Below are 12,450 nucleotides of genomic sequence, written 5' to 3' on the forward strand. Positions count from 1 at the left end.
GAGCATCCCAAAATAGTATGTTTTTCTTATTGATATTCTTGTTTTATTTTAATGTTTCTAAGTCTATTTCACAACGGTGTATCTGGAAAGTATTTACGAAAATCCTCTTACGAATGGATAAAAATCGATTAGATACGATTAACCTTTACTTAATAAAAGCTATCGCTCTATCATCCCTTAACTTCTAATGTTGCAACAGCCCTTTCATTTAGAGCATTCACAAGAAGTATATACACTGCTTTCTAGAAGTTTTTATCCATGCTCCCCTCTCAACTTGTGTCATAAGTAAGCAGATGGTTTTGATTGATTCAACGTCAAAAAAATCGAAGGAACTATATTTTCACTTTCATTGAAATTATAAATAATCATTATAAATCAATATATTATAAAAAAATCGCCCCGATAAAAAATCAGCTAAATATCAAGGATATTCTGATTATTTTATTCACTTTTGATGGTGGTGGTGGTGGGAAAAAACCAATGCGTTGAAGTGCCGCCATCGCTAATCGATCAAGTTCCGGATCACCAGCAGAGACTGCTACACGACTAGAAAAAATACTCCCCTGCTCATGTACCATAAATTCTAACTTCACCGTTCCTTTTGTATGACTGGTACGCTGTCCCACAATATAATTTTTTTGCCTTTCTAATTGTGACTGTACCTTTGCTAACCACTCCATTAACAACATATCTTCAGTCCCTGCTGTACCACCGCCCTTATTGGTGGAAGAAGAACGTACCGCCTTTGTATTGGAGCGCTTTACTACAGCCTTTGGCATCGGTATTGTTTTTTTGATAAACGCTTTATGCTCCACTTTTTGAGGAAGGGGGTCTTCTAAAGACTTTAAGTCATCCTGTTCTACTATATGCTGAGGTTCTTGCGATTGAACTTCATCCACGGATTGCAATCCTTCTAACTCCTGCTCTAGGAGATCAGACTGTAATACTTCTGGCTCTGTATTAATATCCGACTCTGTATGAATATCTGGCAAGTCTGTATCAACATCCGGATATACAGTTTCTTGCGCAAAAGTCAGCATAATCTCCGACGAGAGCAAGCCATTACTTACACCAATACTTTGAAAATAAAACTGCGCTCCCAATAATACATGCAAAAAGAAAGCTCCAACAAATGCACCAATCCAAAGAGTTAATAATTGCTTCGTATTTGCAAAATTCATCGTTTTTTCTGCCACTATTTTAAGCTTAATATTGGTGTTCAATCTCATTAAAACAGGCTATTTTGAAATTGCAACTTTTTTCTTGACTGATTTTGTCATGTTTAATATGGTTTTCCAGTGATTTTGTGTTGTTTTCAAAATCATTTCTACTTGGCTGGCAAGTTTTAATCAGCGGGTCCAGCCTTTTTGTATGTAATAAAATTTCAAAACAGAGAGGGGACGTTAAAAGGGTTGTGATGTGTTATGCAAATAAGACGAAAAAATATCTATAAAAGCTGTGTGATTTTAAGTGCATTATCGGTCTGTATACCTTCATTTGTTTTCGCACGAAGTAATGATGGAGCTTCTGTCACTGAACTCAAACCAATTGTTATTGAAGAGAAAAAAATAGGGACGGCCTTGGATTCGGTCACTATTTTGACGAGTCGAAAAACCGCGAAAGATATTCGTGAAAAACAAATAACTGATGCCTATGATATTAATCGCCTTGATCCATCCGTATCCTATAACCCAGGGAATAACAGTTTTGTCATTCGTGGTTTAGAGGCAAGCCGTATTCTTACAACAATGGATGGTATCGTTCTTCCATGGTTGGACGATATATTCCGCGGAAATAGTGGTAACACAACGTTTGATTTTGGTGCACTTTCCACACTTGATATTATTCAAGGATCGGATTCTAGCCTTTATGGATCTGGTGCGCTAGGAGGAATTGTTGCTTTGCGTACCCTTGATCCTGAAGATCTTATCACAGAAGGAAAAAATTGGGGTGGTCTTATAAAAGGTGGTTATCATTCTGTTGATAATAGTTGGCACGTAGATCAAGCTGTTGCAATGCGTGCTCAACAAACGTTTTTGCTTTTCCAGGGTTCTTATGCGGAAGGTCATGAGCGCAAAAATATGGGAACCTTAGAGGGCTATGGAGAGCGCACACGTAAAAACCCTGCTCATTTTGATCAAAATAATTTGCTCTTTAAAATTCACCAATACCTTGATGATAATCACCGACTTGGTTTTACCGCCGAGCGTTTTGGTCACACCATTGATACACATTCATTGAATGCTTCTGAGAGATATTATGCCCCTAGTTCTGTTTATGATAAGGACGACAAACTTCGTGAACGCCTTTCTCTTTCTTATGACTATAACGGCAATGAAGAAGCACTTTTTGATGCATTTCGTGGGCAGATTTATTGGCAAAGACAGTCAAATCGTCATATTCTGACCGGATTTCGTGTTAGGGCCCCCAAAGGGGATTTTTTGAGAGATAATTTTTTGCGTAATACTAATTATGGTATCAATGCTAACGCTCTCAAGAAAGTTCATATTGGCACTGTAGATCATACGTTAAAGATTGCCACTAATGTTTTATCATCTAAATTTCATCATTATTTGTTAGGGAAAGATAATTGTCATTTGGCGGAAAATGCACGGGGCTGTCTCTTTGTACCCGCTAATCGGTCAGATTCACCAGATGCGAATGGCTATAATTTGGGTTTTGTTTTCGAAGATGAAATTGGCTTTGCTGATAACCATTTCCGTATAACACCTGGAGTTCGTTATGATTGGTTTAAATATATCCCTCAAAAAACGTCCTCTTATGAGAAAGCTCTGATTTCTGACAAATTTCCTCCAGAAAGAAATGGTTCACGTTTTTCTCCCAAATTACGTATGGAGCTGGATGTTCGTAATCAAGTAACACTTTATGCTCAATGGGCGCAAGCTTTTCGTGCACCACGTATTCCAGAACTTTATGTCTCTTATATAAAACCCTCTGCTTATTATGTGAAGGGAAACCCTGATCTTAAAGCAGAAACAAGCAATGGATATGATGTTGGTATAAGGTATGGAAATGGAAATTTCGGCGGTTCAGTCAGTGCCTTTTTTAATCAATACAAGGACTTCATAGATACTATAGATAAAGGGCCATCAGAGGAATTCAAATTTGCGCGTCGCCATTACATAAATCGTGCGAATGTGCGTATTTATGGTGCTGAAGCCAAAATACATTTGGCTCTTAATGGTGGATTCCATAGCAATTTTGCTCTTGCCTATTCGCAAGGAAAAGATCTTGATAAAGATGAATATCTTAACTCAATTCCAGCTTTAAAAGCGATTGTTGGGATCGGATATGCAAAAGAAATCTGGGGAGCAGACGTTGTTCTTACCTCATCTGCCAAACGCGATAAAGTTGCTAAGGAATCGGACTATCAAAAAATTCCAGGTTATAATATTATTGATGTGTCAGGTTGGTTGAAGCCATTTGGTGAAAAGGGTCCTGTTATAAGGGCTGGTGTTTATAATCTGTTCAATCAAAAATATTGGAATGTATCAGATCTTCCTTCCGGTGAAAGCTCAACGCCGAAGGATTATTATACTCAGCCTGGTCGCAACTTTAAAGTTTCGTTCGTGCAAAAATTTTAGTTACTTTTGTTAACCATTAGATCAATTAAAAAGGTTAGATCGATAAAGAATAAGTTATTGTGTTTCTGTTCTTCTTGTTCTCTAAACAACAGATTTTGAGGTTTAAGCTTTAGCTTTTTGTAATTTATCGGTTTTTATTGTTCTACTGTTAATAAAAAAAGGGCTTATTTGGTAGTAGGTTGAACCATTAGTTGATAGTGGTTCGACTTACTGTCTTTGAGTTGAAAAATTAAACAATTAACCCTCAAACAGGTAACATAAGGATAAGCCCATGTCATACACAGCCGAAATGATTATTCGCTTGCGTGAAGAAAAAAAAGAGATGCGTAACCGCGATTTCGCGGACTCTATTGGTATATCCGAAGCAGAACTCATTGCGGCTTATTGTACAATTGGAAAAGCAAAAAAACTACGCGCTGATGTCGCTACTCTCTTGGAAAATGCTCCTAAACTTGGCACAGTTATGGCATTGACACGGAATGATAATGCTGTCCATGAAATAACAGGATGTTTTGAGAAAATTGTTCAAAGCCAGCATATCCCGATAACACTCGGTGAAATTGACTTGCGTGTTTTTTCAAAAAAATGGAAGTTTGGTTTCGAGCATGATGTGATTATTCTCGGAACACCTATGAAAAGTTTGCAATTCTTTGATCAATATGGCATTGCCATTTTCAAACTCTATTCTAAAGACGCAACAAATATGGATGAATGGGCTGCACTTGTTGAAAAGTTGCTTCATGACGATCAATCACCTGTACTTGATATTTCTCCCGTTCTTACTCCAGTACAATGTGATACGACAAAGCTGGATGTTGAAAAGTTCCGAGATCGTTGGCGCCAGATGACTGATGTGCATCAACTTCATGAGATTATTTCTGAACTGAAAATTAATCGACATGATGCTGTAAAACATGTCGGAAATGAGTTTGCCGATGAGTTAAAAATAGAAGCTGTTGAAATGATGCTCAGACAAGTTGCACAACAAGAGTTACCAATTATGTGTTTTGTTGGTAATAAAGGATGTATTCAAATTTTCACTGGGCAAGTAAAGAACATTAAGCAAATGGGACCTTGGCTTAATGTTCTCGATCAGAAATTTCACCTCCATTTACTCGTTTCTGGATTTTATAAGGTATGGCGTGTTCGCAAGCCTACGATTGATGGGTATGTCAGCTCACTTGAAGTTTTCGATAAAGCTGATGAGATGGTTATTCAATTCTTTGGCGTACGCAAGGAGGGACAAAAAGAACGTGACGATTGGCGCTCTTTATTGAATAGTTTGCCATCATGCCAAGAAAACAGCAGTAACTAAGATAAGGTAAGGTTGGACATGTTCATATCTCTTTTACATAGGTTATCAAACCTTTTTCTTATGTGTTTACTGCTCTCTCTTACTTGTTTTTCTAAACAAGTAATTGCTGAACCTGCAACGCGTTTTCCTGAAAATGCTCGAATTGTTTCTATCGGCGGAGCACTTACAGAAATTGTCTATGCATTAGGAGCCCAAGATCAACTTGTCGCCCGTGATAGTACAAGTGTCTACCCACAAGAAGCGCTCAAGCTTCCTGTGCTTGGATATATGCGTGCTCTTTCACCTGAGGGTGTTTTATCACTTGCTCCAGAGGGTATATTGCTTGTTGAAGGAAGCGGTCCCGCTTCAACAATTGATATTCTCAAAAAAACATCGATACCTCTGGTGATCATACCAGAAGACTACTCCCGTGAAAATGTGATAGAAAAGATTCGCCTCGTTGGTCAAGCCATTCATCGGGAAGTGCAAGCCGCGGCGTTAATTGAGAAATTGAAGCGTAATTTTTTAGACAACGATGCGCTTTTGGCGAAAGTAACAAGACCAAAGCGTGTTCTTTTTGTTTTCTCTGTGCAAAATGGACGCGTCATGGCATCTGGAACAGGTACTGCAGCTGATAGTATGATAAAACTTTCAGGCGCTATCAATGCTATCACCGATTATAAAGGATATAAACTTCTCAACGGCGAAGCGTTATTGAAATCAGATCCCGATGTTATCTTACTTGTAAAACATGGTGCAAGATCAACCAGCATTGATAAGATTTTAGCCATACCGGCAGTTCAAGCAACAACTGCAGCAAAAAATCATGCCATAAAACAGATGGATGCCATGTATTTTTTGGGATTTGGTCCACGCACTGCAGACGCATCAAGAGAGCTTATTGAGATACTTTATGGTGCAAATCAAAACGGTAAGAGCTGATAAAAATGGTAGACGGTACATCCATGATGCATTTACCTGAAGCAAAAGAAGGTAAAAAAATAAGCCGTTCAAAGCAGGGGAAGATTTTATTATTAAGCTTAATAATCTTCCTTATCTTCAGTATTTTTGGTGGGCTCTTGAATGGTGCTGCAAAGGTTTCTTTCGTTGATCTCCTCCATGTGATGCTTACACAAGATTTTTCGGTAAGTAGTAAAACGCGTGATTACCTCGTGCTCATAGACATAAGGCTTCCCCGTGTTATCTTGGGATTATTGATTGGAGCAGCTTTAGCTGTCTCCGGTGTTCTTATGCAAGGGCTTTTTCGTAATCCTCTTGCAGATCCCGGAATTGTAGGTGTATCAGCAGGTGCTGGACTTGGAGCAGTCTTAGCAATTGTTGTCGGTATTGCTTTTCCTGTTTCATTTGCACCTTTTCTAGAGCCTTATAAAGTTATCATAGGAGCTTTTTTTGGTGGACTTTTATCAACGATTATTCTCTACATAATAGCAACGCATAATAGCTTTACCTCTATTGCAATCATGCTGCTTGCTGGTATTGCTCTTGGTGCATTAAGCAGTGCAGTTGTCGGAACATTGATTTTTGTCGCAAATGACCAACAACTACGTGATATCACTTTTTGGAGTCTTGGCTCTCTTGCGGGCGCTACATGGTTAAAAGTATGGCTCGTTCTTCCTTTTATCGTTATTGGTCTTCTTTTCTCTCCCTTTTTATCACGAGCACTTAATGCCCTTGCTCTTGGAGAAGCTGTTGCTGGCCATATTGGTTTCCATATTCAACGCGTCAAAAATATTGCTATTCCCCTTGTTGCTCTTATGTGTGGTAGTGCTGTTGCTGTCAGTGGTGGTATTGGTTTTATTGGTATTATTGTTCCTCATATTTTACGTCAGCTCATAGGTCCTGATCATCGCTATCTCATTCCTTGCTCTGCTCTCCTGGGAGCAGCATTACTTATTTTTGCTGATATGTTTGCACGCTTAATTGTTGCCCCCGCTGAATTGCCGATTGGGATTGTAACAGCACTTTTTGGTGCACCTTTCTTTCTATGGATCCTTATATGCAAAAGAGGAACAGACTTTTCATGATTGAAGCGACAAATATTTGTGTTCAGCGCGGAAAGAAGAAGATTCTTAAACACATTAATCTTCAAGCTAAAAGTGGCGCTTTTACCATTATTATTGGTCCTAATGGATCAGGAAAAAGTACTTTTATCAAAGCTCTGAGTGGTGAAATTCCTTACAGTGGAAAAATAACCTTAAATGGTTATAATGTATGCCAAACAAAAACTCATGTAATGGCAAAAATGCGCGCTGTACTACCACAATCAACAACGCTCGTATTTCCATTCTTAGTCCATGAAGTTGTAGGACTTGGTCTTTCTGTAAACCAATTTACCTTTGCCACAGCCGAATTGCAAAATCTTATCCAGAAAGCTTTAGAGTGCGTTGACCTTTCTGATTATGGCAACCTGTATTATCACCAATTATCAGGCGGAGAACAAGCTAGAGTACAACTTGCCCGTGTACTTTGCCAAGTCTGGAAACCTGTTCATAATGGGATTCCTCGCTGGATGATATTAGATGAACCTATTGCTAGCCTCGATATTCAACATCAAATCATCGTTATGGATATTGCTAAACAATTTTCCTATTCTGGTGGCGGCGTTCTTGCTGTTCTTCATGACCTCAATCTCGCGGCACATTATGCAGATAACATGATCTTGCTCAAGGAAGGTGAGATTTATTGCGAAGGAAATGCAACTAATGTTTTGACAACACAAAATCTCCGCAATGTTTATCATTGTTCTTTAAACGTTTCTGAATTACCTAAAGAAGATATCCCTTTTATACTCCCTCAAACGGCATCCTCCTATGAAATTAGATCTCTAAGCTGTCGGCTTCAATCTAAAAACTAAAGTCCATAGCAAAATAAAACACGCAAATATTCAAGAATCTTTTTTATTTTTATATGAACTCCTTTTTGTCATCTATCATTAAAAAAGAAGACCAAGCACCCTAAAGATATTTTTTAAAAAAACTACCAGTTTAAAATCTTTCAAGATTTTACGTAACTAAAAACATGTGAAGTTTTGTTTTGCTATCAAACTGTTAGATAATACGAATTTATACAACATAAATATGCGTTTTCCTACTCTTTCTATCACTTTTATCTTTATAAAAATGATTCAAGAAATGCGTACAAATGCCTTTGTTATAATAACGGGTGTATTATTTATATCTTCTAAGGACCATATAGAAATCAAGTACTTTTCTCCCCTCCACAAAAGATTTGTTTGTAGCTTTAATAGTAACATCTTCTTTATAACACATATACTTTAACTTTTTTTATAAATAAATATTAATTTATACTAATACTTTTTACTTTTCTCTTTCTATTAAAAAATTGTTTATTGGCATATCACAAAGAATTAACCTATTGAATAAAAACTTTAAAATAAACTCAATAACGCTTCTTGTAAGCCCCCCTAATGCAAAAACAATGCGAAATATAGGGATGAGGAGAGAGTATAGAAATAGCGTTTGTCTTCTGCTTCACAAGCATAATGATGATTCCACTCAAGGAGTACTATCATTTACAGATAAAGCCTCCACCATGGCAATGCAAAGAAATGAAATCGACAACAAGGTGAGAGATATCTTTATAAGATGAATTAACTCATACGGGGGTATGCTGTTTTTGCACAAAAAAACGTTAAAATATTGTACTTTATTTATGCCTCAGGTTGAATAATTTTATCACCTTACCCCCTATCAAAACACCTTATGAAAAATGTATCTCTAGATCACTTCACGGTACAGTTTAAATGATTTTTACATATTTTCCCTATGTTATCATACAATTATAAAATAAATTATATCCTTAACTCTTTCTTTCAATCATTTTTAAATTGTTTTTTGACTCTCTCAAGTATCCTATTAACAATATAGATTTCCTCTTCATATGCATAGAAAATAACGCGGAATTGCTCCGCGTTAACAAAATTATCAAGGTCTATAGATTATTTATGGACCCGACCATACTCATGATTTTATAGCATAGACAACGGTTGTATTAACAGGGCGCGTTTCTGCCTCACCCGTATGGGAAAGAGTTACCTTGTGTGTATGTGCACCAGCAGAAGCTGTTCTCCCTTTCAGGGTCGTATTATAAGTATAATGATTCGGGAGTCTCCCAATATCACCAACGGGCCAGCCTACCCCTTGATACTCAAAATTGTGTGTATGCTCGCCTGCGTTTTCAATGCTTCCAATATGCGTATGCGATTTTATGCTATCTTGTTGTTCATCCGCAAACTTTCTACCACCATCTAAACCCCGACCATTATCAAAGCCGCGTAAAAACATGCCTCTAAAATCAGGAACTTTAAAAGTTTTATTGCTGTCTTTTCCCCATTTATCACCTATTGCATTGAATAACAGCGGATAATCTTCACGCTTATAGGCCTTACCATCACATAAAAGCCAACCATTTGGCACATTTTGCATAGCAAATGTTGCAATGAATCCAGCGGGAAAACTTTCTATCTTTGGTGGTGTAGGATTTAATAAATACCAACCCTCATGCTCTTTTATTAAAACACCATTATTGTATACCATTTCATAAATGCCATCTGTTTGAAATTCTCCACCTTCTAATGGTATAACCCCCACATCAGTGGCTTTATAGATAAGCTTTTCTCCTATATTATTAACAGTTATGGTTGTCGCGCCAATATTTACACCACAAGCTTTAAAACGTATGACGATATCATTGTTGTATTTCTTTATAGGCGAAACTGTCTTTAAAGTAATTAATGTTGTTTTATCATCCACATTTACTGTAAAGCTTGAATTAATAGATCCTCCATTATCTGCAAGATATTCACGTACGCGCTGCATCATCGCCCGTGCACTATCATTAACAGAACTAGGCGGCTGACCTTCTGCCCAATTAATGATACTATCTGAATAAGCATTTTCATCAGCCTTTAGAGACCAATCGTAAATATTAGACATTTTAAATCCCCCATTATTTTCATAGTTTTTCTAACAATTTCTCGTTCTGTGCACTAAAATGTGCGGCCGCTGTTGATTGGTACATCATAACCACTGTACCATCCGTATTTACGCATTTTATCTCTCTTCACTCCTTCCAATTTTATAACCTAAATTCACCAGACGCTTTTCATAACATTAGTATTAATGCTTTCTCTTCTAATGTGTAATGTAAACACCTCATTTGAGGTTACTCAGTATCTTGTTTTGTTGCTTTGCTGTTGTTATATAATTATTTCTCAAATCTTGCATCTTGTTGCAAAATTTATAAATACTGTTCAAAATTTTTCTTATTATGGATTTCATATAACCATTACTGAATGTAATAACTTATCACCCACATAGAAAGTTTCTGACTTAAACATTATCTTTTTTTATTTTTTCAATAGTTTAAATCTATCTCGTCGATATTTTATACCATATATTTTAAACAAAGAAATTCTATCTTTTAGCTATCATTTGTATTAAAATTTTAAAATTAGCTTCAAATTTTTTGCATGCTTCATTATGTTTTTATTCACATGCAGATACTTTGTTCTATTTTATTCAATTTATTCCTGAAATTGTGTTACAGGATTATCACCAATGTTTTTTTGAACAAGCTTTTGTTCAATCTAAATACATCATAGAGAATATATTCAATATGGCTATTTCCTCACGCTTTCATTGAACTGAAAAGAAATACTTTGAAATACTAAAGAAAAACTACACACCTTCACAAAATTTGAAGGTTGTATCCGATCCGGAAAAAATTAAAAAGCATAACCTAGCGCCCTCCCCCAATTTTTATGAACAATATCCTTGTTTTTTAAACGCCCCATAACCAACTTTTCCCCTCCCACACTTAGCACATCTGCCTCTATATATTATTATATGTATATCTTTTTTGCAAGAACAATAAATCATTCTAAACAACATCTTGCAATTATTGGTGTTCTTCTTAATTCATGACAATATCAAAAAGCATTCTCTAAACTGTTTTTCTAACTCATCTGCTTCATCAATCCAAACAAAAAATACGCTCCATCGATTTAACACTTGCTATACCCTTAACTATCAAAGAAAACACCTTACAAAATCTTGCATAAGTAGCCAGACAATTGGACTATCCATGGCTTGTCTTTTCCAAATAAAATATCCCCTCCACTCATTACCGACTTTATTTTCAGTGTTCTCTGCACCTTGAACTTCTATCTTCCCTTTAAAATATACATCATTTATTAGCTACACCCTTTACCAGCTCTCGATGGGGTTATTTTTACTGTTTTTGAAGTTATTGCTATATTTTCTAATGTCAGAAACATTTTCTTTAGGTAATAAAAAACTCAGAAATTCCAGAATTTTTACATACATAACGCTAATATATAACCTTACAATACATGAATAAAATGTGATCTATTCTACAAAATATAATACGTATTGATGAATCAACAAAACCAACACTCAAAAAGAAAGATGGGAATATGAGTTTTGGAGATCTTATCGTATGCAGTATATTAGGATTTTTGTTTACAATCTTTTCATTGGGGGGATGCTTAAAATCGTTACAGTAGAATTACAAAAAGAATATTTTAGGTGTCCTTTTCTATTCCTTCCAGCATTTACCTCACTATTTAGTATAATTGCACTACTTAAATATGATCTTTTTAACAAGATTTAAAAGATAAGCTGTTTTTATATCCTTCATAAGGTGCATAACGAGTTTTATGATGTGAGTGGGGTAATGCAAAGCGATTATAGAATGCTATGATACTGCAGATAAAGAATTCACTAACGAATTTATTTATGAATCTCTTGTCAACACATTTGTCTATCTTTGGGGTGCACCAATCATCACTGGCTGTATAGCTGCAGCTTTTATATGGCTACCATTTATAATACTGTTAATAATAGTAATATTGGTGGAAATTTGGTTACTCTTCCTCATAATTCCCTACTTATTCAAAAATTGGTTTTCGGCTTTATTAATCATCATCATAATAATTATTTGTTTGCGTTTATTTTAATTATTAATAACCATTTATAAAAAAATACTGTAGCGTTTCATATGGAATTTATTGTCTATAAAAATATTCTATTTTGTTTATTTCCTCTTTTATTGTTTAAAAATTGTTTTTCCGTAAATTTATTCAATTTTTATATTGTTTCATTATAATAATTATAATAGAATTACATTATAAGTAGTATTTTTTATTGCATATAAAACATAATTAGTTATTTTTTATATGTAAATATTGTTGCACGATATCATATGGCTCTTAAATGAATTTACGTATACTTTTGTGCTGAGATACATCCTTTTGCTTTCCTCTCTCTTCCAACTATTTAAAATTGTTGATGAAATTTCAAGATAAAAAGCCTTTGTTCATTTTCATCATCATTTTTTAATTCAGCTTACGATTTTCAAAAGATTCAAAACAATATTATTTTTAATAATAAAGATTAGGTATTGTTTCACGCTTTTGTTTATCGCATTCTTAATGGGAACATCCCCCTCATGAAGAATAGAATGCTCCAAACAAAATATAATGATATT

General features: G+C 35.6%; 7 protein-coding genes. 5 read left to right on the top strand and 2 right to left on the bottom strand.

The genetic code is table 11. The features are described 5' to 3' along the window. Nucleotides 1-410: 410 nt before the first annotated feature. Nucleotides 411-1,181: an energy transducer TonB gene (locus tag ACFILA_RS01485; protein ID WP_375660522.1), complete on the bottom strand. Its 771-nt coding sequence runs from the start codon at nt 1,179-1,181 to the stop codon at nt 411-413. 243 nt (nt 1,182-1,424) lie between these two features. On the opposite strand from ACFILA_RS01485, the gene ACFILA_RS01490 reads away from it, so the two are divergent. The 5 genes from ACFILA_RS01490 to ACFILA_RS01510 all read left to right on the top strand — a co-directional run bounded on the left by ACFILA_RS01490 (nt 1,425) and on the right by ACFILA_RS01510 (nt 7,774). Next, complete coding sequence (locus tag ACFILA_RS01490; protein WP_375660523.1) at nt 1,425-3,605, top strand: TonB-dependent hemoglobin/transferrin/lactoferrin family receptor; 2,181 nt, start codon at nt 1,425-1,427, stop codon at nt 3,603-3,605. A 271-nt stretch (nt 3,606-3,876) separates the two neighbouring features. Further along, a complete protein-coding gene (locus tag ACFILA_RS01495) occupies nt 3,877-4,920 on the top strand; it encodes a hemin-degrading factor (protein WP_375659685.1) in 1,044 nt (347 codons plus the stop codon). A gap of 18 nt (nt 4,921-4,938) precedes the next feature. After that, nucleotides 4,939-5,841, top strand: coding sequence for a hemin ABC transporter substrate-binding protein (locus tag ACFILA_RS01500; RefSeq protein ID WP_273791109.1), 903 nt, complete (start codon nt 4,939-4,941; stop codon nt 5,839-5,841). Nucleotides 5,842-5,846: 5 nt separating this feature from the next. After that, nucleotides 5,847-6,944 carry a FecCD family ABC transporter permease gene (locus tag ACFILA_RS01505; protein ID WP_375660524.1) on the top strand — a complete coding sequence of 366 codons (1,098 nt, stop codon included), beginning with the start codon at nt 5,847-5,849 and terminating at the stop codon, nt 6,942-6,944. Beyond that, entirely contained in the window at nt 6,941-7,774 is an 834-nt protein-coding gene (locus ACFILA_RS01510; protein ID WP_375637393.1) for a heme ABC transporter ATP-binding protein, read from the top strand. The genes ACFILA_RS01505 and ACFILA_RS01510 overlap by 4 nt, the downstream gene beginning before the upstream one ends. Nucleotides 7,775-8,900: 1,126 nt before the next feature. Here the strand turns inward: ACFILA_RS01510 and ACFILA_RS01515 are convergent. Further along, a complete protein-coding gene (locus ACFILA_RS01515; RefSeq protein ID WP_375660525.1) occupies nt 8,901-9,875 on the bottom strand; it encodes a tail fiber protein in 975 nt (324 codons plus the stop codon). Between the last annotated feature and the right edge of the window lie 2,575 nt (nt 9,876-12,450).

Origin of the sequence: Bartonella sp. CL71SXKL, assembly GCF_042194935.1 — a bacterium.
Taxonomy (GTDB): domain Bacteria; phylum Pseudomonadota; class Alphaproteobacteria; order Rhizobiales; family Rhizobiaceae; genus Bartonella.